At 61.0% G+C, this 25,495-nt stretch carries 19 protein-coding genes; 3 read left to right on the forward strand and 16 right to left on the reverse strand.

Features of this window, described 5'->3' with window-relative positions:
• Nucleotides 1-140 precede the first annotated feature (140 nt).
• The 8 genes from ACM6HV_RS09810 to betI form a co-directional block, all read right to left on the reverse strand.
• Nucleotides 141-1,319 carry an NAD(P)/FAD-dependent oxidoreductase gene (locus ACM6HV_RS09810; protein ID WP_414904075.1) on the reverse strand — a complete coding sequence of 393 codons (1,179 nt, stop codon included), beginning with the start codon at nucleotides 1,317-1,319 and terminating at the stop codon, nucleotides 141-143.
• Nucleotides 1,320-1,465: 146 nt separating this feature from the next.
• Nucleotides 1,466-2,803: an ATP-dependent RNA helicase DbpA gene (gene dbpA / locus ACM6HV_RS09815; protein ID WP_230679399.1), complete on the reverse strand. Its 1,338-nt coding sequence runs from the start codon at nucleotides 2,801-2,803 to the stop codon at nucleotides 1,466-1,468.
• A 349-nt stretch (nucleotides 2,804-3,152) separates the two neighbouring features.
• Entirely contained in the window at nucleotides 3,153-4,592 is a 1,440-nt protein-coding gene (mdtD, locus tag ACM6HV_RS09820; RefSeq protein WP_414904076.1) for a multidrug transporter subunit MdtD, read from the reverse strand.
• 151 nt (nucleotides 4,593-4,743) lie between these two features.
• Entirely contained in the window at nucleotides 4,744-6,081 is a 1,338-nt protein-coding gene (locus ACM6HV_RS09825) for a TldD/PmbA family protein (RefSeq protein ID WP_414904077.1), read from the reverse strand.
• The gene (locus ACM6HV_RS09830; protein ID WP_414904078.1) at nucleotides 6,081-7,523 is read right to left on the reverse strand and encodes a TldD/PmbA family protein; all 1,443 of its coding nucleotides are present in this window, start codon (nucleotides 7,521-7,523) and stop codon (nucleotides 6,081-6,083) included. The genes ACM6HV_RS09825 and ACM6HV_RS09830 overlap by 1 nt, the downstream gene beginning before the upstream one ends.
• A gap of 255 nt (nucleotides 7,524-7,778) precedes the next feature.
• Complete coding sequence (gene betA, locus ACM6HV_RS09835; protein ID WP_414904079.1) at nucleotides 7,779-9,482, reverse strand: choline dehydrogenase; 1,704 nt, start codon at nucleotides 9,480-9,482, stop codon at nucleotides 7,779-7,781.
• Between the two features lie 153 nt (nucleotides 9,483-9,635).
• A complete protein-coding gene (betB, locus tag ACM6HV_RS09840; RefSeq protein ID WP_027610639.1) occupies nucleotides 9,636-11,108 on the reverse strand; it encodes a betaine-aldehyde dehydrogenase in 1,473 nt (490 codons plus the stop codon).
• A 62-nt stretch (nucleotides 11,109-11,170) separates the two neighbouring features.
• A complete protein-coding gene (betI, locus tag ACM6HV_RS09845) occupies nucleotides 11,171-11,791 on the reverse strand; it encodes a transcriptional regulator BetI (RefSeq protein ID WP_041063389.1) in 621 nt (206 codons plus the stop codon).
• Nucleotides 11,792-12,219: 428 nt separating this feature from the next.
• On the opposite strand from betI, the gene betT reads away from it, so the two are divergent.
• A complete protein-coding gene (betT, locus tag ACM6HV_RS09850) occupies nucleotides 12,220-14,217 on the forward strand; it encodes a choline BCCT transporter BetT (RefSeq protein WP_414904080.1) in 1,998 nt (665 codons plus the stop codon).
• A 197-nt stretch (nucleotides 14,218-14,414) separates the two neighbouring features.
• Here betT and choV read toward each other — a convergent pair whose 3' ends face one another.
• From choV to ACM6HV_RS09865, 3 genes are all read right to left on the reverse strand, one after another.
• Nucleotides 14,415-15,593: a choline ABC transporter ATP-binding protein gene (gene choV / locus ACM6HV_RS09855; RefSeq protein WP_041063385.1), complete on the reverse strand. Its 1,179-nt coding sequence runs from the start codon at nucleotides 15,591-15,593 to the stop codon at nucleotides 14,415-14,417.
• Complete coding sequence (gene choW / locus ACM6HV_RS09860; RefSeq protein WP_041063383.1) at nucleotides 15,590-16,435, reverse strand: choline ABC transporter permease subunit; 846 nt, start codon at nucleotides 16,433-16,435, stop codon at nucleotides 15,590-15,592. Before choW ends, choV begins: the two co-directional genes overlap by 4 nt.
• Before the next feature lie 66 nt (nucleotides 16,436-16,501).
• Complete coding sequence (locus ACM6HV_RS09865) at nucleotides 16,502-17,449, reverse strand: choline ABC transporter substrate-binding protein (protein ID WP_041063381.1); 948 nt, start codon at nucleotides 17,447-17,449, stop codon at nucleotides 16,502-16,504.
• Nucleotides 17,450-17,885: 436 nt separating this feature from the next.
• Here ACM6HV_RS09865 and ACM6HV_RS09870 point away from each other — a divergent pair, with 436 nt between their 5' ends.
• Complete coding sequence (locus ACM6HV_RS09870) at nucleotides 17,886-19,262, forward strand: L-serine ammonia-lyase (protein WP_041063379.1); 1,377 nt, start codon at nucleotides 17,886-17,888, stop codon at nucleotides 19,260-19,262.
• 523 nt (nucleotides 19,263-19,785) lie between these two features.
• Nucleotides 19,786-20,889 (forward strand): GlxA family transcriptional regulator, encoded by a 1,104-nt coding sequence (locus ACM6HV_RS09875; protein ID WP_007949927.1) that lies wholly within the window; start codon nucleotides 19,786-19,788, stop codon nucleotides 20,887-20,889.
• A 153-nt stretch (nucleotides 20,890-21,042) separates the two neighbouring features.
• Here the strand turns inward: ACM6HV_RS09875 and ACM6HV_RS09880 are convergent, their stop codons facing one another.
• From ACM6HV_RS09880 to ACM6HV_RS09900, 5 genes are all read right to left on the reverse strand, one after another.
• Nucleotides 21,043-21,306, reverse strand: a complete 264-nt coding sequence (locus ACM6HV_RS09880) for a hypothetical protein (RefSeq protein ID WP_007962640.1) — start codon at nucleotides 21,304-21,306, stop codon at nucleotides 21,043-21,045.
• A gap of 370 nt (nucleotides 21,307-21,676) precedes the next feature.
• Complete coding sequence (locus ACM6HV_RS09885; protein ID WP_414904081.1) at nucleotides 21,677-22,840, reverse strand: gamma-butyrobetaine dioxygenase; 1,164 nt, start codon at nucleotides 22,838-22,840, stop codon at nucleotides 21,677-21,679.
• 23 nt (nucleotides 22,841-22,863) lie between these two features.
• A complete protein-coding gene (locus ACM6HV_RS09890) occupies nucleotides 22,864-23,340 on the reverse strand; it encodes a thioesterase family protein (RefSeq protein ID WP_086793591.1) in 477 nt (158 codons plus the stop codon).
• Between the two features lie 124 nt (nucleotides 23,341-23,464).
• Nucleotides 23,465-24,430, reverse strand: coding sequence for an L-carnitine dehydrogenase (locus ACM6HV_RS09895; protein ID WP_414904082.1), 966 nt, complete (start codon nucleotides 24,428-24,430; stop codon nucleotides 23,465-23,467).
• Nucleotides 24,431-24,586: 156 nt separating this feature from the next.
• A complete protein-coding gene (locus tag ACM6HV_RS09900) occupies nucleotides 24,587-25,474 on the reverse strand; it encodes a 3-keto-5-aminohexanoate cleavage protein (RefSeq protein ID WP_007962632.1) in 888 nt (295 codons plus the stop codon).
• Nucleotides 25,475-25,495: the final 21 nt, after the last annotated feature.

Genomic DNA, 25,495 nt, shown 5'->3' on the forward strand with positions numbered 1-25,495 from the left:
GATCACATCTGACAGCAAAAAGTGTTCCTTGATTGCCCGCTACCCCTGTAGGAGCTGCCGAAGGCTGCGATCTTTTGATCCTGTTTTAAGATCAAAAGATCGCAGCCTTCGGCAGCTCCTACAGGGGAGTGTTGTTTCAGTCAGACGTACTGCGCAGCCGCGTAGCCCGAGGCCCAGGCCCACTGGAAGTTGAAACCGCCCAGATGCCCGGTGACATCAAGCACTTCGCCAACGAAATAAAGCCCCGGGCTTTTCAGCGATTCCATGGTCTTGGACGACACTTCGCGGGTATCGACGCCACCCAGCGTGACCTCGGCGGTGCGATAGCCTTCGGTGCCAGCCGGGACGACTTTCCAGCTGCCGAGCTTGTCGGCGATCTGCGCCAGTTCGGCGTGGGTGTACTGCTTCATCGGTTTGGAGACGAACCAGTTGTCCGCCAACAGGTTGGCCATCTTCTTGGTGAAGATTTCCCCGAGCAGGGTTTTCAGTTCGCTGTTCGGGCGTTCGGCCACTTGCTGTTGCAGCCATGCGGCGGTGTCGTGATCCGGCAGCAGGTTGATCTCCACGGTGTCGCCCGGCTCCCAGAACGACGAGATCTGCAGAATCGCCGGGCCACTGAGGCCGCGGTGAGTGAACAGAATGTTCTCGCGAAAGCTCTGCTCGTTGCAGCTGACCAGACAATCCACCGAGGTACCGGACAGCTCGGTGCAGAGTTCCTTGAGCTGATCAGTGATGGTGAACGGCACCAGTCCGGCGCGGGTTGGCAGCAGTTCATGGCCGAATTGCTTGGCGACCTGATAACCGAAGCCGGTAGCGCCCAGCGTCGGGATCGACAGCCCGCCGGTGGCGATCACCAGCGATTGGCACTGCAGCTGGCCGAGGGTGGTGTCGAGCAGGTAACCGCTTTCGACCTTCTCGATGGTCTGGATCGAGGTGTCCAGGTGCAGCTCGACGCCAACCTGATCGCACTCGTCGAGCAGCATGCCGAGGATGTCGCTGGATTTGTTATCGCAGAACAGCTGACCGAGTTTCTTCTCGTGATACGGCACGCCGTGCTTGGCGACCATGCCGATGAAATCCCACTGGGTGTAGCGCGCCAGTGCCGATTTGCAGAAATGCGGGTTACCCGAAAGGAAATTGCCCGGCTCGGTGTACATGTTGGTGAAATTGCAGCGGCCACCACCGGACATCAGGATTTTCTTGCCGGCCTTGTTCGCATGGTCGAGCAGCAGCACCTGACGCCCACGCCCGGCGGCGGTCAGTGCACACATCAACCCTGCGGCGCCAGCGCCAATGATCACGACTTCGGTAGAGCGCAAAACGGTGTCCTCTGAAATATCACCACAAAACCAACTGTTGTAGGAGCTGTCGAGTGAAACGAGGCTGCGATCTTTTGATCTTGCTCTTTAAAAACAAAGTCAAAAGATCGCAGCCTGCGGCAGCTCCTACAGGGGAGGCGTTGTTCTTACAAGACCCGCACGCGCAGCGAACGGCCCTTGATCTTCCCGTTGTTCAAGCGCTGCAGCGCCTGCATGACCACGGTGCGCTCAACCGCCACATACGACTGGAAGTCAAAGATCGCGATCTTGCCGACCTGGGCACCGGGGATGCCGGCGTCACCGGTCAGGGCGCCGAGGATGTCGCCCGGACGTACCTTGTCCTTGCGCCCGCCGGCGATGCACAGCGTGCTCATCGGTGGCTGCAGCGGGGCGCCGCCCTGGGACTTGAGGTTATCGACCTGATCCCAGTTCAACGGGGCTTTCTGCAACTGTTCGATGGCTTGCGCACGATGCGCTTCGGACGGCGCGACGAGGCTGACCGCAATGCCTTTCTCGCCGGCGCGACCGGTACGGCCAACGCGGTGAATGTGGATTTCCGAGTCGCGGGCCAGCTCGACGTTGATCACCATGTCCAGCGCATCGATGTCCAGACCACGGGCGGCCACGTCGGTGGCGACCAGTACCGACGTACTGCGGTTGGCGAACATTGCCAGCACCTGATCGCGATCACGCTGTTCCAGGTCGCCGTGCAGGCCAACGGCGGAAATGCCTTTGGCGGTCAGGTGGTCAACGGTCTCCTGCACTTGCTGCTTGGTAAAGCAGAACGCCACGCAGGAGGCCGGGCGGAAGTGGTGCAGGACTTTCGTCACTGCACTCATGCGCTCTTCCGGGGAAATCTCGTAGAAGCGCTGCTCGATCTGGGTGTCATCGTGGAACGCTTCGGCTTTCACCGTTTGCGGATCGCGCATGAATTTCGACGCCAGTTGCTTGATGCCCACCGGGTACGTGGCGGAGAACAGCAGGGTCTGACGACGCGACGGGGTCTGCTCGATGATGTCTTCGATCGCGTCGTAGAAGCCCATGTCGAGCATGCGGTCGGCTTCGTCGAGGATCAGCGTGTTCAGGCCGTCGAGGACCAGCGAACCCTTGCGCAGGTGCTGCTGGATACGCCCCGGGGTGCCGACGATGATGTGTGCGCCGTGCTCCAGCGAGGCGATCTGCGGGCCGAACGACACGCCACCGCACAGGGTCAGGACCTTGATGTTGTCTTCGGCACGGGCCAGACGCCGGACTTCCTTGGCGACCTGGTCGGCCAGCTCACGGGTCGGGCAGATCACCAGCGCCTGGCAACCGAAGTAACGCGGGTTGATCGGGTTGAGCAGGCCGATGCCGAACGCGGCGGTCTTGCCGCTGCCGGTCTTGGCCTGGGCGATCAGGTCCATCCCCTTGAGGATCACCGGCAAGCTCTGCGCCTGGATCGGCGTCATCTGGGCATAACCGAGGGATTCGAGGTTAGCCAGCATGGCGGCGGACAGCGGCAGAGTATTAAAAGCGGTGGCGATGGTGGTCACGGGACTGGCCTGCAAAACAAAATGTCGCGCAGTGTAGCAGCCCCGTGCCACTTTCCTCGAAAGTTCTGGACGAACAGTGACTAAACCCGAGGCGAGATGGTTTATCTGTGGTGAGGGGATTCATCTGTGGTGAGGGGATTCATCTGTGGTGAGGGGATTTATCCCCGATGGGCTGCGAAGCAGGCCCAGAATCTGTCACCTCAGTACATCAGGCTGATCGCATTCAACCTTTTCAGGGGCGCTACGCACCCCATCGGGGATAAATCCCCTCACCACAGGGTCTTCACGGCTCAAGTCAAGTTCAGTGTTCGATGTGTTCGTCGGGATGTTCATCCGGGCGTTTGACCCGGCGCCCGTCTTCTTTCGACAGTTGCGAGAAGATCGTCGCCGCCAGCATCGCCATCACCCCGACGGTCACAAACGTCAGCTGGAAGGCCCCGAGCACGGTCTCGACGCCGTCGTTGCCGATCTCCGCCGTGAAGCCGCCCAGCAAGGCGCCGGCACAGGCCACGCCCAGGCTCAGCGACAACTGCGCCACCACCGACAGCAAGCTGTTGCCGCTGCTGGCGCTGGCGTCGTCGAGGTCGATCAGCGTCACGGTGTTCATCGCGGTGAATTGCAGTGAGTTGATCGCGCCGAGAACCGCCAGCAGGCACAGCAGCAGCCAGTACGGCGTCTGCTCGCTGACCAGGCCCATGCTCGCCAGCATGATCCCCAGCGCGAGGGTGTTGCCAGTGAGTACGATGCGATAGCCGAGGCGTTCGATCAGTGGTCGCGCCATCCACTTGGCAAACATCGCCGCAGCGGCCAGCGGCAGCATGCTCATCCCCGCTTGCGACGGCGAATAACCCAGCGCCACTTGCAGCAGCAACGGCACCAGAAACGGCAGGGCGCCGCTGCCCAGGCGGGCGAACAGGTTGCCGATAATGCCGACGGCAAAGGTCCGGGTCTTGAACAACGAAGGGGCGAACAGCGGATTTTCCACACGCCCGGCGCGCAGCCAGTACGCCGCCAGGCAGGCCAGACCGCCGAACAGCAGCAACATCACCCGCAGGTGCGGCAAGTGCAGTTCGCCCAGACCTTCCATGGCGATGGTGATCAGGATCATTGCGGCGCCGAACAGCAGGAAACCGAGGCTGTCGAAGCGCGTGCGTTCGCTGCCGCGCAGGTCGGGAATGAACTTCCACACCGCATAGCAGCCGATGGCGCCGACCGGCAGGTTGATCAGGAAAATCCAGTGCCACGTCAGGTATTGCACCATCCAGCCGCCCATGGTCGGACCGATCAGCGGGCCGAGCAGGCCGGGAATAGTGATGAAACCCATGATCCGCACCAGTTCCGAACGCGGATAGGCACGCAGCACCACCAGCCGTCCGACCGGCAACATCAATGCGCCGCCCAGCCCCTGGATTACCCGCGCACCCACCAGCATGGTCAGAGTGCTCGATAACGCACAGAGCAGCGAGCCAATGCTGAACAGCAGGATCGCGCCGAAGAAGATTTTCTTGGTGCCGAAGCGGTCGGCGATCCAGCCCGAGGCCGGAATCAGCAAGGCCACGGTGAGCATGTAGGCGATGACCACGCCTTGCATGCGCAACGGGTCTTCGGCCAGATCCCGGGCCATGGCCGGCAGGGCGGTGTTGAGAATGGTCCCGTCGAGGGACTGCATGAAGAACGCAATGGCGACAACCCACGGCAACCAGCGGGCGGTGATGGCGTCGAGAGGCGGGCGAGTGGGCATGGAACCTCTTGTGGTTGGAGTTAGTGCAGATCCATTGTCGAGCGCGGTCAGTGTGGGAGCGAGCCTGCTCGCGAAGAGGCCATTTCATTCAACATTAATGTCGATTGATCTACCGCTTTCGCGAGCAGGCTCGCTCCCACAGGTTTTGCTTTTACAGGGTTAGCGTGAGTCGGCTCACCAGCGCCCCCGGCAGCAACGCCGACGACGTATTGCGCTGGCTGTACGTGCTCGCCGACAACAGCAACTCACGTTCGGCGGTCAACGCTTCCAGCTGCGAACCCAGCAGGCTGTAGGCGCTGTCGTCGAAGCGCATGGTGCTGACCGGCGCTTGAATCTCGCCGTTCTCGACCCAGAAGGTCGCGAAGCGGGTCATGCCGGTCAGGCGTGCCGCCGGTTGATCGGAGTAGTTCAGGTACCACAAGTTGCTGATGTACAGCCCGGTGCCCAACTGCTTGAGGATCTCTGCCTGTGACAGGTCACCGGCGGCCATGTTCAGTGCACTCGGCATTTCACCGCCGCTGGCGCCGTTGGCGGTCAGGCCGTATTCGGCGGCACTGCGCGAGCCGACCAGTTGATCGCCGGCCTTGCCTTCAATCACCAACCGCAGATCGCTGCGCGGATAGCCTTCGCCGGAGAACGCCGGGCTCAACGAACCGCTGACTTGCTCATCGAGCGACACCAGCGGACTGAACGCCTGATCACCGACATACAGCTTCTGCAACGGACTGCTCTTGCTGGCGATCGACTGTGCGGAAAAACCGCCCCAACTGAGCATGCCCATGATTTCTTCCAGTGCGGCCGGCGCCAGATACGCCCGATATTGCCCCGGTGCGAGGGTGCGCAACGGTCGACCGAGAAACGCCAGTTGCTCGCGCGCCTGCTGGAAGCGCCGGGCGAAGCCTTCGCTGCTCCACTCGTGCCCGGCGTAGCTGGCTTTCACTGCTTCGCCGTTGTCGTGGAACAGGCTGAAGTCGAAGTTGAAGCTGTTGGCCTGATGCCAGCCAAACGCTCCCGAGGAGCTGGCGAAACCACGGCTGATCGGGCCGGCAGCATAGAAGCCAACCAGATCCAGACCTTCAGCCGCGGTGCAGATTTCCTCGACCACCTGCTCAGTGTCCGGCAGCGGATGTTGCTGCACGTTGTTGCTCTGCCAGCCGTTGTGGTTGAGCAGCAGGTACGGATCCTGTGGCAGCAGCGGCAGGGTTTCGCGCAGTTGTTGCAGGCCTTCGGCGAGGCGTTGCAGATCGGCTTCCTGATCACCGGACAGGGTGATGTGCAGGTCGGCATGGCGGCCGTCATTGATCAGCTTCAACCCGACGTCGGCCTGCTGCACCTGACCGGCCTGACGCACCTTGGCGTGGTTGAAGCGCACGAACGCCGAGGATTCGGCGGCATGGCTGAGGGTGAATTGTTCCGGCTCGCGCACACTGTCGCGCAGCCAATTGACCATGACCTTGAAGGCGTCGGACTGACTCTTCGAAATGCTCATCAGGCGTCTCCCCCAAACACATCAACGTTGCTGAATACGCAGGCCGGCGAAGCGTGGCCGACGCGGATCACCTGGTTCGGCTCGCCCTTGCCGCAGTTTGGCGTGCCCAACACCTTGCGGGTGCCGGCATCGCCGACCGCGCGCAGACTCTTCCAGAATTGCGCGGAAATACCTCGGTAATTCGGATTTTTCACCACACCCTTGAGTTCACCGTTCTCGATCAACTGCCCCCACTCGCAACCGAACTGGAATTTGTTGCGCGCATCGTCAATCGACCACGAACGGTTGGTGCTCATCAGAATGCCGTGCTCAATGCCGCTGATCAGTTGCGTCAGCGACTGATCGCCCGGTTCGATGTTGAGGTTGGCCATGCGATCGATCGGCGGCCGGTTCCAGCCGCAGGCGCGGCTGTTGGCAACGCCGTCGAGGCCGGCGCGGAACTGCGACAGTGCCCCGCCCAATGGTCGCAACAACAAGCCTTGGCGAATCAGGAATTGTTTGCTGGCCTTGCTGCCGTCGTCATCGTGGCCGTAACTCGCCAGTTCTTCGGGAATGTCCGGGTCGAAGGTCACGTTGAGCAGCTTCGAACCGTATTGCAGGCTGCCGAAGTCGCTGGTTTTGACGAAGCTGGTACCGGCGTAATTGCGCTCGTCACCGAGGATCCGGTCGAGTTCCAGCGGGTGCCCGATCGACTCGTGGATCTGCAGCATCATCTGGTCGGGCATCAGCAACAGATCGCGCGGGCCTTGCGGGGTATTTGGCGCGAGCAGCAGTTGCAGGGCCTGATCGGCCACTTGCGGGCCGGCGCCGACCAGACCGCAACGGCTGATCACGTCGGCGCCACCCTGCTGGCCGAAGTTCTCGCGGCCCAAGGAGCGGGTCTGGCTGTCGTGGCCGTCGTAGGCAGTGACATCGAAACTTGGATAAACGAAGCGCTGGGCCTGGCGCAATTCGGCGCCGGCGCTGCTCAGGTAAATCTGTTCGACGTGGGTGATGCCGATGCTCGCTTGCCAATGCACCAGGCGCTCATCCTTTGGCACCGAGGCGGATTCCGCGCCGAGCAGTTCGAAACATTCGCTCAGGGACGGGAAGGGTTGATCGAGATTGGGCGAAAAGTAATCAGCGCGGTCGCTCGATACCGGCTGATCGCGCAGGTCGAGCAAAGCATGAGGCTTGAGCCGGCGGGCCTGCTGTTCGGCGCGCTCCAGGGCGGCTTGCAGGCCTTGCTGCGACAGGTCGTTGGTCGCTGCGTAAGCCTCGACACCGTTGACCCGCACTGTGAGCATCGCACCCTCGTCACGGCTCAGGCTTGGCGGCTCGGCGACGTTCTTGCGCACCGACAGGTACTGGCCGGACTCGCGTACATACCGCAGGGAAAAAAACTCGGCGCCCGTGCGCAAGGCAGCGAAGCGCTGCTTGAGCTGGGGGTGGAAATCGAACATTCGGGAACCTCCTTGTTATGGAGTTGCGGGGCGAAGCGATTCGGCGGGGAGGGGTGAAACGATTGCGCGAGGTCTAGAGTAGGCCTGCGTGGGGGTAGGATCAAGTGAAGAGGGGGTGTAGGAGGATTTACTGTGCAGCAGGAGAATTTGTGCTGAATGTGAGGGCCCCTTCGCGAGCAGGCTCGCTCCCACATTTGAAATGATTCCAATGTGGGAGCGAGCCTGCTCGCGAAGGCCGCGCCTCGGTATTACGCCTTACTGGGCAACAGGCGTGATATCACGCATCGGCTTGCCTTTCACCGGCGCACCGCCAGCAACGTAGTAGGCAGCATTGCTACGCGGCAGTGGCTTGCGGCCACGGATCTTGTCGGCGATTTTCTCGGCCATCATGATCGTCGGCGCATTCAGGTTACCGGTGGTGATGATCGGCATGATCGAAGCATCGACCACACGCAGGCTCTGCATGCCGTGCACGCGACCTTCGCCATCTACTACGGCCATCTCGTCGGTGCCCATCTTGCACGAGCAGGACGGGTGGAACGCAGTTTCGGCGTGCTCGCGGATGAACTTGTCCAGTTGCTCATCGGTTTGCACGTCGATGCCCGGGCTGATTTCGCGGCCACGGAAGGCGTCCAGCGCAGGCTGTTGCATGATTTCACGGGTCAGGCGGATGCCGTCACGGAATTCCTGCCAGTCCTGCTCGGTGGCCATGTAGTTGAACAGGATGCTCGGGTGCTGACGCGGGTCCTTGGATTTGACCTGGATGCGGCCACGGCTTGGCGAACGCATGGAACCCATGTGCGCCTGGAAGCCGTGCTCTTTCACACCGTTGCTGCCGTTGTAGTTAATCGCCACTGGCAGGAAGTGATACTGGATGTTCGGCCACTCGAATTCCGGACGGGTACGGATGAAACCGCCGGCTTCGAACTGGTTACTGGCGCCGATGCCGGTGCCGTTGAACAGCCACTCGGCACCGATGGCTGGCTGGTTGTACCAGAGCAGCGACGGGTATAGCGAGACGGGTTGGGTGCAAGCGTATTGCAGGTACAGCTCAAGGTGATCCTGCAGGTTTTCACCGACGCCCGGCAGGTCATGGACGACCGGGATATCGAGGCTTTCCAGCAGTTTTGCCGGGCCGACGCCGGAGCGCTGCAGAATCTGCGGCGAAGCGATGGCGCCGGAACACAGCAGAACTTCTTTGCGTGCTTTGGCTTCAACGCGCTCTTCCGCCGAACCGACCAGATAACGCACGCCGACCGCACGCTTGCCTTCGAACAGAATCTTGTCGGTCAGGGCGTGGGTGACGATGGTCAGGGTCGAGCGCTTTTTCGCGACGTCGAGGTAGCCACGGGCCGTGGAAGCACGACGACCGTTCGGCGTCACGGTGCGGTCCATCGGACCGAAGCCTTCCTGCTGGTAGCCGTTCAAGTCTTCGGTGCGCGGGTAACCGGCTTGCACGCCGGCTTCAACCATGGCGTGGAACAGCGGGTTGTTGCCGGCTTTCGGCGTGGTCACGCTGACCGGGCCGTCGCCACCGTGGTAATCGTTCGGGCCGATGTCACGGGTTTCCGCTTTACGGAAGTACGGCAGGCAGTCGAGGTAGGTCCAGTCTTCCAGGCCTGGCAGTTTCGCCCAGCCGTCGTAGTCCATCGCGTTGCCACGGATGTAGCACATGCCGTTGATCAGCGAGGAACCGCCGAGGCCTTTGCCGCGACCGCATTCCATCCGGCGACCGTCCATGTGTGGCTCCGGATCGGTTTCGTACGCCCAGTTGTAGCGACGACCCTGCAGCGGGAATGCCAGCGCGGCCGGCATTTGCGTGCGGAAGTCGAAACGATAGTCCGGGCCGCCTGCTTCGAGCAGCAGCACGGTGACGCCTTCGTCTTCAGTCAGACGGGTCGCCAGGGTGTTACCGGCCGAGCCGGCACCGATGATGATGTAATCGAATTCTTGGGACATTGAATGCACCCTCTTTAGATGTGGTCAGGTCGGGCCTCGGCGAGCGCTGCGCACTCGATTCGCGAGCAGGCTCGCTCCCACAGGAGACATATTTCAATGTGGGAGCGAGCCTGCTCGCGAAGACGGCCTCACGAGCAATACAAGACTCGGGTCTTAGAACACCGAGACGTAATCGCCCAGCTCGACCTGTACCGATTTGATGCGTGTGTAGTTGGTCAGCGAGCTGATGCCGTTTTCACGGCCCACGCCCGACTGCTTGTAACCGCCCACCGGCATCTTCGCGTCGGACTCGCCCCAGGCGTTGATCCAGCAGATACCGGCTTCCAGTTGATGAATCACGCGGTGCGCGCGGTTCAGGTCTTTGGTGACGATACCGGCGGCCAGGCCGAAGTCGGTGTCGTTGGCGCGGCGGATCACTTCTTCTTCGGTCTCGTAGGAGAGAATCGCCATCACCGGGCCAAAGATTTCTTCACGGACGATGGTCATCTCGTCGGTGCAATCGGTGAACACGGTCGGTGCAACGAAGGCGCCTTTGGCGAATTCGCCATCGGTCAGACGCTCGCCGCCGCACAGCACGCGAGCACCTTCTTCTTTACCCTTGGCGATGTAACCCAGCACGCTTTCCATGTGGGCGAAGCTGACCAGCGGGCCGAAGTTGGTGTTTTCGTCTTCCGGGTTGCCGATGCGGATGCGCGCTACGCGCTCGACGATCTTGGCTTCGAAAGCCGCTTTCAGATGGCTCGGTACGAACACGCGAGTACCGTTGGTGCAGACCTGACCGGAGCTGTAGAAGTTGGCCATCATTGCGGTGTCGGCGGCGCGATCCAGGTCGGCGTCGTCGCAGATGATCAGCGGCGACTTGCCGCCCAGTTCCATGGTCACGTCTTTGAGCGACGAAGCCGAAGCGCTGGCCATGACTTTCTTGCCGGTGTCGGTGCCGCCGGTGAAGGAAACTTTCTCGATGCGCGGGTGCTCGGTCAGCCAGGTGCCGACTTCACGGCCGCTGCCGGTCAGGACGTTGAACACGCCGTTTGGCAGGCCGGCTTCGGTGTAGATCTCGGCCAGTTTCAGGGTGGTCAGCGAAGTGACTTCGCTTGGCTTGAAGATCATCGCGTTACCAGCGGCCAGGGCGGGTGCGGATTTCCACAGCGCGATCTGGATCGGGTAGTTCCACGCGCCGATACCGGCGACCACGCCCAGCGGTTCGCGACGGGTGTAGACAAAGGAAGTGTCGCGCAGCGGAATCTGCTCGCCTTCGATCGCCGGCACCAGGCCTGCGTAGTATTCCAGCACGTCGGCACCGGTGACGATGTCGACGTACTTGGTTTCGGAGAAGGCTTTGCCGGTGTCCAGGGTTTCCAGAGCAGCCAGTTCATCGTTGCGCTCGCGCAGGATGTCGACGGCGCGACGCAGGATGCGCGAACGCTCCATGGCGGTCATCGCGGCCCAGATTTTCTGGCCCTTTTCAGCGCTGACCACAGCACGCTCGACGTCTTCCTTGGTCGCACGTTGCACTTGGGCGAGGACTTCACCGTTCGCCGGGTTGATGGCTTCGAAAGTGGCATCGCTGCCAGCGTCGGAGTACGCGCCATCGATGTAGAGTTTTTGCAGTTCGAAACGGGCCATAGTGTCCTCGCAAGTGCATTAGTGGTTGGCGTCGACCACCGCGCTGAAACTGCGGTGGCGGTTCAGGTACCGAGCGTTTTCTGTGTGCTCTGGCTCACCTGCTTGGCCAATTGGAAATCCATGTATTCGTAAGCGATCTGTTGCGCCTGCGCGGTGTCGAAAGCGTCTCCCGACAGCGCGCCGCGCAACCACAAACCGTCGATCAACGCTGCCAGTCCACGCGCTGCGCTGCGCGCATCTTCGAGCGGCAACACACGGCGGAACTCGCAGCACAGGTTGGAATACAGACGGTGATCGTTGATCCGCTGCAACCTGTGCAAAGACGGCTGGTGCATGCTGGTGGCCCAGAAGGCCAGCCAGGTTTTCATTGCCGGGCCATTGACCTGGCTGGCGTCGAAGTTGCCTTCGATGATCACCTGCAGATGCGCCCGTGGGCTGCTGTCTGCCAGCGCCTGCCGGCGCGCGGTGACGTTCTCGCTGAGGACATTCATCAGATACCGCATCGTGGCGGCAATCAGGCCGTTCTTGTCCTGAAAATAGTGACTGATGATGCCATTCGAGACACCGGCCAAACGGGCGATCAGCGCAATGCTGGCGTCCCCCATACCGACCTGATCGACCGCCTGCAACGTGGCTTCGATCAGTTGTTGGCGGCGGATGGGTTGCATACCGACCTTGGGCATCTTGCACATCTCCTTAGGCCTTCCGACGGGCGATAAACGCCGATCGGATTGAGGGCCAGTCTATTTTGTTTTGATTGAACGTTCAATCAACAAAGAATAAGATCTGCGACAAATCGTCGCTGCCTACAGATTTTTTCTGCTTGTAAATGGCGATAAAACGACCTCCGAAAATCCTTGAAACCTGCGTGGGGCATGGCGCGGTTCGCTATTCGATGGACGTGTTGAATGGGCAAGACGCTCGGGGCCAGGTTTCGGATGAACGTCCGCACAGCTTCGGCCACGAAAGCGATTCGCAACGCCATTTCGGCAGGTTCGGGCTTTTTTCGGGGTGTCTTTATATCACCCGCCGGTCGGCTGCCAACTAACCGATTGGTCGGGTTCCGTGTTGCCTTGTGTTCTTCTCTCGCACTGCCTGGAGCATTTGTGCCATGAGTTCTGCCTCGCTAATAAAGACCCCGCCCGAGAAGGTGACGGTCAACGGTTGGGTGTTTTACACCTCGACCGCGTTGATTCTGTTGTTGACCGCCATTCTGATCATCGCCCCGCAAGAGGCCGGCAGAATGTTGGGTATGGCTCAGGCCTGGTTGTCGCGCAGCTTCGGCTGGTACTACATGGTGGTGATCGCCGCTTACCTGGTGTTTGTGGTGGGTCTGGCGTTTTCCTCCTACGGCAAACTCAAGCTGGGCAGCAAGGACGATACCCCGGATTTCAGTTACGGCGCCTGGGCGGGGATGCTGTTCTCGTCGGGTATCGGTATTTCGCTGCTGTATTTCGGCGCGTCCGAGCCGCTGGACCATTACTTCAATCCGCCGGAAGGCGCAGCGGCCACCAATCTGGCTGCGCGTCAGGCGGTGCAACTGACGTTCCTGCACTGGGGCCTGCACGGCTGGGCGATCTACGCACTGGTCGGTCTGGCCGTGGCGTACTTTGCGTACCGTCATAACCAGCCGCTGGCCCTGCGTTCGGCGCTGTATCCGCTGGTGGGCGAGCGTTGGGTCAAAGGCGCTGCCGGACACGCAGTGGACGGCTTCGGCATGTTCGTGACCCTGCTGGGTCTGGTGACCAACCTGGGGATCGGTTCGCTGCAAGTGTCCTCCGGCCTGGAAAACCTGTTCGGCATGGAACATAGCAACACTAACCTGCTGATCGTGATCATCGTGATGAGCACCGTGGCGACCATCGCTGCCGTGTCCGGTGTGGAAAACGGCATCCGTCGTCTGTCCAACCTGAACATCGTGCTGTTCAGCGGTCTGCTGATTTTCGTCCTGTTGTTCGGCCCGACCCTGCACCTGCTCAACGGCTTCGTGCAGAACATCGGCGATTACCTCAACGGCGTGGTGCTGAAGACCTTCGACCTGTACGTCTATGAAGGCGACAGCGCCAAGTCCGACCGCTGGCTGGGCCTGTGGACCCTGTTCTACTGGGCCTGGTGGATTTCCTGGGCGCCATTCGTAGGCATGTTCATCGCGCGTATTTCCCGTGGTCGTACCGTGCGTGAGCTGGTGGCTGGCGTGCTGCTGATTCCGCTGGGTTTCACCCTGGCGTGGCTGTCGATCTTCGGTAACTCGGCACTGGACCTGGTGATGAACCAGGGCGCGGTGGAACTCGGCAAGACGGCGCTGGAACAGCCGTCGATGGCGATCTACCAGTTGCTGGAACACTACCCGGCGTCGAAAGTCGTCATCGGTGTGTCGATCTTTGTTGGCTTCGTGCTGTTCCTGACCCCGGCCGACTCCGGCGCGGTGATGATGGCGAATCTGTCCTGCAAGGGCGGCAACGTCGATGAAGATGCGCCGCACTGGCTGCGGATCTTCTGGTCGGTGGTGATCACGCTGGTGACTATCGGCCTGCTGTTCGCCGGTAACTTCGAAGCCATGCAAACCATGGTGGTGCTGGCTGGGCTGCCGTTCTCGGTGGTGCTGGTGTTCTTCATGTTCGGCCTGCACAAGGCGATGCGTCAGGACGTGCAGATCGAACAGGAGCAGGCGCAATTGGCTGAGCGCGGTCGTCGCGGTTTCAGCGAACGCCTGACTCAACTGGATCTGCAGCCGAGCCAATCGGTGGTGCAGCGCTTCATGGACAAGCAGGTCAGCCCGGCGCTGGAAGACGCTGCTGCACAAATGCGGGCACAGGGCCTGGAAGTGCAGACGCTGTTGGGCAAATCCAAGCGTTGCATGGGCGTGCGCATCGAGATGGAAGAGGGCAACCCTTTCGTCTACGAGGTGAGTCTGGACGGTTACCTGGCGACCCCGACCGAATCGGCCCAGTCCGATGAGGCACGCCAGCGTTATTACCGTGCCGAGGTGTACCTGCACAACGGCAGCCAGGATTACGACCTGATGGGCTTCACGCAGGATCAGATCACACGCGATGTGCTCGATCAGTTTGAAAGCCATCGGCAGCTCCTTGGCCGGGTGTACAGCTAAACCTTTAGTTAATGGTGCAGCTGTTGTGGCGAGGGAGCTTGCTCCCGCTGGGTTGCGAAGCGACCCCAAGAATTTGTGAGTGCTGCGCACTCAAGCGGGAGCAAGCTCCCTCGCCACAGTTGTCCGTGTTTCAAGTTCAATTTCTGTACCAACAAAAACGCCGCGATCTTCTCGCGGCGTTTTTGTGTGCGGGGTTCTTACCCCAGGTTCTTGCCCAGCAACGCGTGATACAGCTCGCTGTCGCCAAGAATCCCCACCACATGGTTGTTGTCGTGCAGCACCAGTTTGTTGCCGGTCTGATAACGAATCTGCAACGCATCACGCATGCCGATGTTCGAGTCCACCAGCGTCGGCTTGCGCTCCAGACCTTCCACGGCCTGGCCCGGCGCCCAGTTCTGCAGGTTCAGCACCGAACCGTTCTGCCGTGCGCCTTTGATGGTGTTGCCTTCGGCCAGGTCCAGCCACGAGTCGCCGCCCGGGTCGAGGCACACCGAACCGTTGATGCGTTTGCAGTTGTCCAGCGTGCGCATCAGGCTGCGACCGCAGAGCACGTTGAGCGGATTGGTGTGGGCCACGAAGGTGCGCACATAGTCGTCCGCCGGGTTCAACACGATCTCTTCCGGCACGCTGTACTGGATGATCCGGCCGTCCTTCATGATCGCGATGCGGCTACCCAGTTTCAGTGCTTCGTCGAGATCGTGACTCACAAACACGATGGTCTTGCTCAGCTTGCGTTGCAGTTCCAGCAGTTCGTCCTGTAGGCCCTGGCGGATCAGCGGGTCGAGTGCCGAGAACGGTTCGTCCATCAACAGAATGTCGGCGTCCATCGCCAGCGCCCGGGCCAGACCGACCCGCTGCTGCATGCCGCCGGAGAGTTCATCGGGCTTCTTGTTGCGCCATTGGGTCAGGCCCACCAGTTCGAGCTTGTCGTCGACCAGCTTGCGCCGTTCCTTTTCCGGTCGGCCCTGCATTTCCAGACCGAAACTGATGTTCTCGCGCACTGTCAGCCACGGCATCAGGGCGAACTTCTGGAACACCATGGCGATGCGTTTGGTGCGCATCATTTTCAGTTCGGCCGGCGTGCAGGACGCGATATCGATCTGCTTGCCTTCGTGCTCGACGAACAGCTTGCCGCGACTCACGGTGTTGAGGCCGTTGATACAACGCAGCAGGCTCGACTTGCCGGAGCCGGACAGGCCCATCAGTACGCAGATCTCGCCTTTGTTGATGTCCAGGCTGGCCTTTTCAACGCCGACAATCTGCCCGGTTTTTTTCAGGATCTCGCTGCGGGTCAAGCCTTGATCGAGAAGTTTCAGTGCTTCGCGCGGATCCTTGGTGAAGATCACGTCAACGTTATCGAAGCGAATTATGCTCATGCGTCACCCCCTGCTTTGGCGTCGGGTTGTTTGCAGATACGGTCGAGCATGATCGCCAGCAGTACGATCGCCAGGCCCGCTTCGAAGCCCAGGGCGATATCAGCAGTGTTCAGTGCGTTGACCACCGGTTTGCCGAGTCCATCGGCGCCCACCAGTGCCGCGATCACCACCATCGACAGCGACAGCATGATGCACTGGGTGATGCCGGCCGCGATGCTCGGCATGGCGTGAGGCAGTTCGATCCGTGAAAGCAATTGGCGACGCGAGCAGCCGAAGGCCTTGCCGGCGTCCATCAGTTCTTGCGGGACATCGCGGATGCCCAGGTAGGTCAGGCGGATCGGCGCAGCGATGGCGAACACCACCGTGGAGATCAGGCCCGGCACCACACCCAGCCCGAAGAGGGTCAGGGTAGGAATGAGGTAAACGAAGGTCGGTACGGTCTGCATCAGATCGAGTACCGGACGCATTAAAGTGTAGAACATCGGCTTGTGCGCGGCGACGATGCCCAGCGGCACGCCGATGACCACGCAGACCAGGGTCGCGAACATGACCTGGGCGAGGGTTTCCATGGTTTCCTGCCAGTAACCCAGATTGAGGATCAGCAGGAACGAGGCGATGACGAACACCGTCAGCCCCCATTTGCGCTGGATGAAGTGGGCCAGCAGGGCGATGAGGCCGATCAGCACCAGCGGGTTGAACCAGGTCAGCGCAAACGTCACGCCGTGGATCATCGTTTCCAGTGTCACGGCGATTGCGTCGAAGGTGCTGGCGCCATGTTGCGTCAGCCATTCAACGAAGCCCGCGATGTACTGGCCTAAAGGGATTTTCTGATCAATCAGCATGGTAGTGAACGTCCGCATGCAAGGAATAAACAGCCCGGGCGAGCGAACTCGCCCGGCGTAAGGCAATTACTGTGCGAGCTTGGCTTTCACGGCTTCCAGGCCAGGTTTACCGTCAATGGTGGTCACGCCAGCGAGCCAGGTATCGAGCACCTGTGGGTTCTTTTTCAGCCAGGCCTTGGCGGCCGCTTCAGGCTTCATCTTGTCGTCGAGGATATTGCCCATCAAGGTGCTTTCCATGTCGACGGTGAACTCCAGGTTCTTCAGCAACTGACCGACATTGCTGCATTCAGTGGTGTAACCCTTGCGGGTGTTGGTCGCCACGGTCGCAGCACCGAAATCGGGGCCGAAGAAGTCATCGCCGCCGGTCAGGTATTGAATCTTGAAGCGCTTGTTCATCGGGTGCGGCGCCCAGCCGAGGAAGACCACGGCGGTGTCGCGTTTCTGTGCGCGGTCAACCTGCGAGAGCATGCCCGCTTCGGACGATTCGACGACTTTGAAACCGGCGTCCTTCAGGCCGAAAGCGTTCTTGTCGATCATGCTCTGGATCAGACGGTTGCCGTCGTTGCCAGGCTCGATGCCGTAGATCTTGCCATCGAGCTCTTTCTTGAATTTGGCGATGTCGGCGAAGTCATGCAGACCCTTGTCGTACAGGGCTTGCGGTACGGCGAGGGTGTACTTGGCACCCTTGAGGTTGGTGCGCACCACTTCGACGGTGCCGGCATCACGGTAGGCCTTGATGTCGTTTTCCATGGTCGGCATCCAGTTACCGAGGAACACGTCCATGTTCTTGCCGTCGGCCAGCGACTTGTAGGTCACGGGCACGGAGATCATGGTGGTCTTGGTCTTGTAGCCGAGGGCGTCGAGTACCACCGAAGTGGTGGCGGTGGTGGCGGTGATGTCGGTCCAGCCGACATCGGAGAAATTCACGGTACTGCACTGAGCGGGTTCTGCAGCGTGAGCCAGTAACGGCAGACTCAGCATGGCGGCCAACAACAACGACGGGGAACCTTTCATGGATGGACTCCTTGGTGTTTTTTTTGGCAGTGTTCCGACTGTGGACCACCGCACTTATAGGTTGCGGTTGGATGGCGTTCTGGAGACAGCTCTACCACGGCGCCTTGCAATCGAGTCATAACGATCATGTACCAGTGAAAATCTGACGCCTACAGGGTGGGTCGTATCCAGTACAGGGATGGTCGCATCCAGTGTCAGTGACGTCGTTTACAGCTTTTTTCCGCCCCGTTTGGCCATCTGAACCGCATAAAAACGGCGGAAACAGGGGAGGAAACCGGCACGGCGTTGGTGGGCATGAGTGCGTCGGTGTCAGACGCCGGGCGACCTGACAAAAGCCTGATGATGCGGGCATTCCGGCGGATCGCAGCTTGAGCGTAGCAGCTCCGCCAGCGGGCGCTTAACGCCCGGGAACGGCATCCTCAGGAGCTCTGCAGCAATGGCTATCAGCGTTTTCGACCTGTTCAAAATCGGCATCGGCCCGTCCAGTTCCCACACCGTCGGCCCGATGCGCGCCGCGGCCCTGTTTGTCGAATCGCTGCGCGACCGGCACCTGCTCGAACAGGTGCGGCGTATAGAAGTGCAGCTGTTCGGTTCGCTGTCGGCCACCGGCATCGGTCACGGCAGCGACAACGCGGTGATCATGGGCCTGATGGGCGAGTGGCCGGACGCAATCGACCCGTCGCAGATTGGCCCGCGAATCCAGGCCCTGCGTGAAACCCACACGCTTCTTCTGGACGGCCGCTTGTCGGTGCCGTTTGTCTGGGCACGCGACATGCGCCTGATCGACGAGAATCTGCCGTTCCACCCCAACGCCATGACCCTGATTGCCGAAGGCGATCACGGCGAGATTCATCGCGACACCTACTATTCAGTCGGTGGCGGTTTTGTCGTGGATCAGGCGCAGGCATCCAGCGGTGTGGTCGATCTGGATCGCACTGAATTGCCCTATGACTTTTCCAGCGCGGTGGAACTGCTGCAGCTGTGCCAAAAGAACAACCTGCGCGTCGCCGAATTGATGATGGCCAACGAAAAGGTCTGGCGCAGCGAAGAAGAAATCCGCGCCGGCCTGATGAAACTGTGGCGGGCGATGCAGGATTGCGTCGAGCAGGGCCTCAAGCACGAAGGCATTCTTCCCGGCGGTTTGAATGTGCGTCGGCGTGCGGCGAAGTTGCATCGCAACCTGCAGGAATTGAACAAGCCCAACGTGATCGGTTCGACGTTGAGCGCGATGGAATGGGTCAACCTGTTCGCCCTGGCGGTCAACGAAGAAAACGCGGCGGGCGGGCGTATGGTCACGGCGCCGACCAATGGCGCGGCGGGGATCATTCCGGCGGTGTTGCACTACTTTATGAAGTTCAGCGAAGCGGTCACCGACGCCAACGTTGTCGACTACTTTCTGGGTGCGGCGGCGGTGGGGATTCTGTGCAAGAAGAACGCCTCGATCTCCGGTGCCGAAGTCGGCTGCCAGGGTGAAGTGGGTTCGGCCTGCGCGATGGCGGCGGCGGGGTTGGCGGAGATCCTCGGTGCCACTCCGGAGCAACTGTGCAACGCGGCGGAAATCGGTCTGGAACATAACCTCGGCCTGACCTGCGATCCAGTCGGCGGGTTGGTGCAGGTGCCGTGCATCGAACGCAATGCGATTGCGGCGGTGAAAGCGATCAACGCGGCGCAGATGGCCTTGCGCGGCGATGGTCAGCACTTCATCTCGCTGGACCGAGTGATCCGCACCATGCGCGATACCGGCGCGGATATGCATGACAAATATAAAGAGACCTCGCGCGGTGGTTTGGCGGTCAGCGCGGTTGAGTGCTGAATCAGTGACACCAAGGTGAGTTCTTCGCGAGCAGGCTCGCTCCCACAGGAGCATGCATTCCAAATGTGGGAGCGAGCCTGCTCGCGAAGGAGCCAGACCAGTCAAAACTGCTCACCAAGTGAACACGCTAACCAATTCACGCCACCTTTTAGCGCGTCGCAATCAGATAAGAGTCTTTCCCAGCCGCCATGGGCCATTCGCACCACCGACCGTCCGTCACCCGTGCCTGCGGTGACACTCCCCACAAACTGCGTGCAGGCCAGTTCCCACAAGTGCTACCGATCTGCTCACAGGCAGCGGGGCAGGGCACTCACCGCCGCTGATGGCACTTCGAAACAGCTGTTGGCCGATGTCTTGAATAGACACGTCGCGACGTCGTTTTCAGGAGTTATTGAACGGCCATTCAATTTTAGGCATGGCATTTGCTCTGTCATAACAAAGCCCGTCTCCCACGTGAGAACGCCGGCAATAACAAGAGCCTCCGCCTGAGGCCATCACCCGCTTTGTGTGAGGAGATACCGCGATGACGTCGTTCAACTCCGGGGCCCAACCCCAGAACCGTGCGCCTCAATCCATCGGCTTTCTGCTGCTGGACAATTTCACGCTGATTTCTCTGGCCTCCGCAGTCGAACCCCTGCGCATGGCCAACCAATTGTCCGGTCGTGAGCTGTATCGCTGGAGCACCCTGACCGTCGATGGCGGACAGGTGTGGGCCAGTGACGGTCTGCAAATCACCCCCGATGCCTCCATGCACAAAGCCCCGCCCCTGGACACCGTGATCGTCTGCGGCGGGATCGGCATTCAACGTACCGTGACCCGCGAGCACGTGTCATGGCTGCAGAGCCAGGCACGTCAGTCCAAGCGGCTGGGCGCGGTGTGCACCGGCAGCTGGGCCTTGGCTTGCGCCGGACTGCTCGACGGTTTCGATTGCAGCGTGCACTGGGAATGTCTGGCGGCGATGCAGGAAGCTTTCCCGCGTGTGGCGATGAGCACTCGTCTGTTCACCCTCGACCGTAACCGTTTCACCAGTTCCGGTGGTACCGCGCCACTGGACATGATGCTGCACCTGATCAGCCGCGATCATGGTCGCGAACTGTCCGCCGCGATCTCGGAAATGTTCGTCTACGAGCGCATCCGCAACGAACAGGATCACCAGCGCGTGCCGCTCAAGCACATGCTCGGCACCAACCAGCCGAAGCTGCAGGAAATTGTCGCGCTGATGGAGGCCAACCTCGAAGAGCCGATCGACCTCGACGAACTGGCGGTGTACGTCGCCGTGTCGCGTCGACAGCTGGAGCGCCTGTTCCAGAAATACCTGCACTGCTCGCCGTCGCGTTACTACCTCAAGCTGCGCCTGATCCGCGCCCGGCAACTGCTCAAGCAGACGCCGATGTCGATCATCGAAGTGGCCTCGGTGTGTGGTTTCGTATCGACGCCGCACTTCTCCAAATGCTACCGCGAATACTTCGGCATTCCGCCGCGTGACGAACGCGTAGGCTCCAACACCACGCAGCAAGTGGCGATGTTGCCGCTGCCGCAGGCCATCGTGATGTCGCCGCTGTCGGGGCCGATGTCGGCGTTGAGTCAGGCGCGTAATGAGTCGACGTTTGCCAGCGTAAGGCTGTAGACCGGACAGTTTTTGTGGCGAGGGAGCTTGCTCCCGCTCGAGCGCGAAGCGCTCGTTAAACCTGCGAATGCGATTTATCTGGAACAGTGCATCTGCCGGTTTGGGGCCGCTTCGCGGCCCAGCGGGAGCAAGCTCCCTCGCCACAGTTACTTGTCATGCGCTGTGGCTTTGCTGGTAATCCGCCAACGCCGGCAACAACTGCTTGTCGATCGCCTGGCGCACCGCAGGCTGGATACTGGCGCCGCTGGTGTACATGTCCTTGACCATCTTGCGCAATTCAAACGCGCGAACATTGTCCAGACCACGCACCGCACACTCACAGGCCTGCTCGGCGGTTGAACCGCTCGGCACCTGAAAACCCAATGCCTTGAGCTGGCCCAACAAGTCTTCCTGATCGATCAAATCGGCATACATCATGGCGCGCTTCCTTCTTCGGCAATGGAGGTCGTGGCTCGATTCTGGTGGGCATGCGCAGGCACGGCAAGGGTGATTTGTCGCAGTGGCCGCGACGGCTATGAACAGGTCGTTTTCGGCTAACTCAGTGCAAAGGGGAGTGGGCACACTGGCCTCAGCTCGCTACAGACGGTTTGGTCACCCTCGACTGGCAGCTCCTCAACAGTACCCTCTGCCCCGATCCTGTCACGGCTTGTATCGGGGCTTTTTTTGCCTGTGAATCCGGGAGAGGTGTGTGGTTGGCGCTGACGCCTTCGCGAGCAGGCTCGCTCCCACATTTGAAATGCATTTCCAGTGTGGGAGCGAGCCTGCTCGCGAAGAACGATGACGCGGTTTACCGTTGCAACACCAGAATCCGCGACAACAACTCATCCCGATCGACGTAGCAGCCCTGGAAATGCCGCGCCCCGGTGGCCGGGTCAAACGCATTGCGCGCATGCAGCGTGCGGCGATTATCAAAGCACCACAGTTCACCCGGATTGAGTCGCTGCATCAGCCGAAAACGTGGCTCACGGGTCATCGCAATCAAGCGCCGATAGGCCCGGTACAGCAGCGGCATTTGCTCCACCGATGTATCGAATGCACCGCGCAGAAAGTTCGCCATGCGAACCTCCGCAACTCGGCCCAGCGCATCCAGCGCAATGATCGGCGCCAGGCAGCGATAGTCGCTGTGGCGGTCCTTGTTGCGAAACTCCACGGGGATTTCGCACAGCGCCTGGAACAGCTCCGGTGCTTCCTGACGCAAAGCATCGGCAATCGCAAAACCGTCGACAAAAATACTCTCGCCACCCTCGGCGTCATTCACCAGGCAATGCAGAAACTGCAGGCCCGGTTGCAACTCCCGGGTCGGCAAATCGGTGTGCAATGGCAGGTTGAAAGCGGTGTAGGCGTTGCTGTCGGCATCGGCCTTCGATTGCACGTTGAACAGCACGCCGAAATTGCTCTCACGGATGAACGAAATGCGCTGGGCGATCAGCTTCAGTGAACCCGGTTCGGTGGGCACGCCGCGCACCTGAGTCAGGCCGATGTCGCGCAACGCGATCAACCATTGCAGCAGCGCACCGTTATCGTTCATCAGCGCTGAATAGTCGAATACCGGTAGCTGCAAATCGCTGCGCCACAGATAGGGCTGGGGTTTGGCCGCCAGACGTTCGGCGCGGGACTCGTCGTCATAGGCGTGGGCGCGCAGCCAGCCCGGATCGAAGCGACTGTGGTGGCCGTCCTGCCAGTCGATCTGCAGACAGCCGTCGCTGTCGATGTGCGCGTTAACGGGAGCCAGGTCCGGCGCGGCATCGACGATCTCGAATACCTGCTCGCGGGTGACGGTGTAGACGCACTGTTCACACGGGCAGTTGTCCCGCAACCAGACATGGTGAAACGGGCTGACACGGCCATCAGCCCAGGCCAGCGAAACGCGATCCGTCAGGTTCTGCACGCCGCTCAGCGCGCTGATCAACGGATAAGTACGGAAATCGGCAACAGCGGCAGCGGTGTGCATGGTGGCTCCTTGCGTGGGAGGAATTAGCGGGCGGGTGGCAGGGCGATGACGCGGCCGATGTAAGCCGGGGCGGGCAGATCGACTTGCTCGGCGACGATGGCTTGCAGACGGCTCAGGGTATCGGCGGTGAACGGTGCCGAGCGTGGGCCGGCGAGGTCGACGTGCAGCAGCATCTGCTCATTGCCGGCCAGTTCCTTGTCGTCGCCGGCCAGGTGCAGGCTGTGATAGAGGTGCAGGCGTTTGCTGTCGTGACCGATGATCTGCGTGCGCACTTCGACTTCGGCGTCGAGCTTCACTTCGTGCAGATAATTCAGGTGCAGTTCCAGGGTGAACAGTGAGTGGCCGCTGGCCTCGCGGTTGTTGCTGTCCATGCCGAGACGATCCATCAGGGCGTCCGTGGCGTAGCTGAAGATCAGCAAGTAGAAGGCGTCGCGCAGGTGGCCGTTGTAGTCGACCCAGTCGGGGATGATGGTGGTTTGGTAGGTGGTGAGGGTGGGCATGCTGTCTGTTCCATTGAGGGTGTCTGGACTGCCGTCTTCGCGAGCAGGCTCGCTCCCACACTTGAATGCCGTGACCTGTGGGAGCGAGCCTGCTCGCGAAGGGGCCGGAACTGCTGAGCAAGGATTACTCGCTGAAACTCATCCCGTGCTTTTCCTTGGTGGCTTTCACCGCCTCCAGCACCGCCAGCAGGCAGTCATCACGATAGCGCTCCAGCGCTGAAATGCTGTGGCGGCCAAGCTGAACGCTGGTGCCATCGACCACATCGTCAATCAGCTTGTCAGTCAGCTCCGGTGCCGGCAGATAGGTCCACGGCAACTGCAACGCCGGGCCGAACTGCGACATGAAGTGGCGCATCCCCGCGTCGCCACCGGCCAGCGTGTAGGTCAGGAACGTGCCCATGAACGACCAGCGCAGTCCGGCGCCAAAACGGATCGCGTCGTCGATCTCGCCAGTCGTCGCCACGCCGTCGTTGACCAGGTGCAGCGCCTCGCGCCACAGTGCTTCGAGCAAACGGTCAGCGATGAACCCTGGCACTTCCTTGCGCACATGCAGCGGGCGCATGCCGAGGGATTCGTAGACTTTCATCGCCGCTTGCACGGCCTCGGGCGCGGTGTGCTTGCCGCCGACCACTTCCACCAGCGGCAGCAGGTAAACCGGATTGAACGGGTGACCGACCACACAGCGTTCAGGGTGGGTCGAACTCTCGTAGAACTCGCTCGGCAACAGGCCGGAAGTGCTGGAGCCAATCAGCGCATCGGGTTTGGCCGCCGCGCTGATTTTGCTGTGCAGTTCCAGTTTCAGCTCAAGGCGTTCCGGAGCACTTTCCTGGATGAAGTCGGCATCGCGCACGCATTCCTCGATGGTCGCGACAAAGCGCAGCCGATCCTGCGAGGCGCCAGGCGCCAGACCGTTTTTCTCCAACGCGCCCCAGGCGTTGGCCACGCGTTTGCGCAGCGCGGCCTCAGCGCCAGGCGCCGGGTCCCAGGCCACCACGTCGAGGCCGTGGGCGAGAGCACGCGCGACCCAGCCGCTGCCGATGACACCGCTGCCGAGGGCGGCGAAGGTTTTGATGTCGGTGATAAAGCTCATAGGAACTCCCTGAAAAAGGTGTTTCCTGTAGGAGCTGCCGCAGGCTGCGATCTTTTGATTTTGATTGTTTGAAGCAAGATCAAAAGATCGCAGCCTTCGGCAGCTCCTACAGGTGAAATTGGGGTGCAGTCGGGGCCCCATTTTTGGGGCTGAGATTTAGCCGCGCTGGGTCAGGCCCATCTTCTTGCGCCCCTCAGCCGGGGTCAGTACCCGGGCGCCGAGGCGGCTGAGGATCTCGGTGGCACGTTCGACCAGTTGGCCGTTGGTCGCCAGCACGCCTTTGTCCAGCCACAGGTTGTCTTCCAGGCCGACCCGCACGTTGCCGCCGAGCAGCACCGCTTGTGCGGCCATTGGCATCTGCATGCGGCCGATGCCGAACCCGGCCCACACCGCGTCCGCCGGCAGGTTGTCGACCATGGCTTTCATGGTGGTGGTGTCGGCCGGAGCGCCCCACGGGATGCCCAGGCACAGCTGGAACAACGGGTTGTCGAGCAGGCCTTCCTTGATCATCTGTTTGGCGAACCACAGGTGGCCGGTGTCGAAAATTTCCAGTTCGGCCTTCACCCCCAGCTCGGTGATGCGCTTGGCTCCGGCGCGCAGTTGCGCTGGCGTCGAGACGTAAATGGTGTCGCCGTCGCCGAAGTTCAGCGTGCCGCAATCGAGGGTGCAGATTTCCGGCAGCAGTTCTTCAACGTGAGCCAGACGGGTCAGCGGGCCGACCAGATCGGTGTTCGGGCCGAACTCCATCGGGTGCTCGCCAGCACCGATTTCGAGGTCACCGCCCATGCCGGCGGTGAGGTTGACGATGATGTCGACGTCAGCCTCGCGGATGCGCTCCATCACTTCGCGGTACAGCGCCACGTCACGGCTGAACTTGCCGGTCTGTGGGTCGCGCACATGGCAGTGCACCACCGTGGCGCCGGCCTTGGCCGCCTCTACTGCGGCAGCGGCGATCTGTTTCGGGGTGACCGGCACGTGCGGGCTCTTGGCGGTCGTGTCGCCAGCACCGGTGAGTGCGCAGGTGATGATGACGTCGTGGTTCATGGTGCGGTTTCCTTCAGGCGT

Origin of the sequence: Pseudomonas sp. IT-P260 (assembly GCF_949768395.1) — a bacterium.
Taxonomy (GTDB): domain Bacteria; phylum Pseudomonadota; class Gammaproteobacteria; order Pseudomonadales; family Pseudomonadaceae; genus Aquipseudomonas; species Aquipseudomonas parakoreensis.

Coding starts and splice junctions, on each gene's coding strand:
- choW (WP_041063383.1), bottom strand. CDS start 16,435: ATGCTGATTGATCAGAAAATCCCTTTAGGCCAGTACATCGCGGGCTTC.
- ACM6HV_RS09865 (WP_041063381.1), bottom strand. CDS start 17,449: ATGAAAGGTTCCCCGTCGTTGTTGTTGGCCGCCATGCTGAGTCTGCCG.
- betT (WP_414904080.1), top strand. CDS start 12,220: ATGAGTTCTGCCTCGCTAATAAAGACCCCGCCCGAGAAGGTGACGGTC.
- choV (WP_041063385.1), bottom strand. CDS start 15,593: ATGAGCATAATTCGCTTCGATAACGTTGACGTGATCTTCACCAAGGAT.
- ACM6HV_RS09830 (WP_414904078.1), bottom strand. CDS start 7,523: ATGTTCGATTTCCACCCCCAGCTCAAGCAGCGCTTCGCTGCCTTGCGC.
- ACM6HV_RS09875 (WP_007949927.1), top strand. CDS start 19,786: ATGACGTCGTTCAACTCCGGGGCCCAACCCCAGAACCGTGCGCCTCAA.
- ACM6HV_RS09900 (WP_007962632.1), bottom strand. CDS start 25,474: ATGAACCACGACGTCATCATCACCTGCGCACTCACCGGTGCTGGCGAC.
- ACM6HV_RS09880 (WP_007962640.1), bottom strand. CDS start 21,306: ATGATGTATGCCGATTTGATCGATCAGGAAGACTTGTTGGGCCAGCTC.
- betA (WP_414904079.1), bottom strand. CDS start 9,482: ATGTCCCAAGAATTCGATTACATCATCATCGGTGCCGGCTCGGCCGGT.
- mdtD (WP_414904076.1), bottom strand. CDS start 4,592: ATGCCCACTCGCCCGCCTCTCGACGCCATCACCGCCCGCTGGTTGCCG.
- betI (WP_041063389.1), bottom strand. CDS start 11,791: ATGCCCAAGGTCGGTATGCAACCCATCCGCCGCCAACAACTGATCGAA.
- ACM6HV_RS09870 (WP_041063379.1), top strand. CDS start 17,886: ATGGCTATCAGCGTTTTCGACCTGTTCAAAATCGGCATCGGCCCGTCC.
- betB (WP_027610639.1), bottom strand. CDS start 11,108: ATGGCCCGTTTCGAACTGCAAAAACTCTACATCGATGGCGCGTACTCC.
- dbpA (WP_230679399.1), bottom strand. CDS start 2,803: ATGCTGGCTAACCTCGAATCCCTCGGTTATGCCCAGATGACGCCGATC.
- ACM6HV_RS09825 (WP_414904077.1), bottom strand. CDS start 6,081: ATGAGCATTTCGAAGAGTCAGTCCGACGCCTTCAAGGTCATGGTCAAT.
- ACM6HV_RS09895 (WP_414904082.1), bottom strand. CDS start 24,430: ATGAGCTTTATCACCGACATCAAAACCTTCGCCGCCCTCGGCAGCGGT.
- ACM6HV_RS09890 (WP_086793591.1), bottom strand. CDS start 23,340: ATGCCCACCCTCACCACCTACCAAACCACCATCATCCCCGACTGGGTC.
- ACM6HV_RS09885 (WP_414904081.1), bottom strand. CDS start 22,840: ATGCACACCGCTGCCGCTGTTGCCGATTTCCGTACTTATCCGTTGATC.